This is a genomic window from Cellulomonas fimi (genome assembly GCF_028527925.1).
Taxonomy (GTDB): Bacteria; Actinomycetota; Actinomycetes; order Actinomycetales; family Cellulomonadaceae; genus Cellulomonas; species Cellulomonas fimi_C.
This window is the reverse complement of record NZ_JAPESW010000185.1, coordinates 1-531: the sequence shown is the minus strand read 5'-3', so window position 1 is coordinate 531 and position 531 is coordinate 1. Positions and strand designations below refer to the sequence as shown.

Below are 531 nucleotides of genomic sequence, written 5' to 3'. Positions count from 1 at the left end.
ATGTGTACGCGGTGGAGCAGACCGGCTATCGCGGCCGTTACTTCGTACTCAAGGGCCACCTGTCGCCGCTGGACGGTCTGGGCCCGGAAACCATCGGCATTCCGCAACTGGTGGCGCGCATTGAAGAACAGGGCACTTTCAATGAAGTGATCCTCGCCACCAACCCGACGGTGGAAGGTGAGGCGACCGCGCACTACATTGCGCAATTGCTGACCAACAAAGGCTTGATCACCTCGCGTATTGCCCATGGCGTACCGTTGGGTGGCGAGCTGGAGTTGGTGGACGGTGGAACGTTGGCGCATTCCTTCGCTGGCCGCAAACCCATCGCCCTATAACGATGCTCCTGTAGGAGCCGGCTTGCCGGCGATGCGGGCGACGCATTTTTCCGCATAGGCCGTGGTGATGATATCGCCGGCAAGCCGGCTCCTACACAGCGCCAGGCTTGAAAGCCAAGCAAGCGCTTGGTAAGTTCGCTCCACCTCACCGTGGAGCTTGCCGATGTATGCCTATCAGGACTACTTCGACCCCAGC

At 60.3% G+C, this 531-nt stretch carries 1 protein-coding gene; it reads left to right on the top strand.

What is annotated here, in order from left to right:
- On the top strand, positions 1–335 hold a 335-nt coding region (locus OMK64_RS21590; protein ID WP_272730175.1), incomplete at its 5' end, for a toprim domain-containing protein.
- Between the last annotated feature and the right edge of the window lie 196 nt (positions 336–531).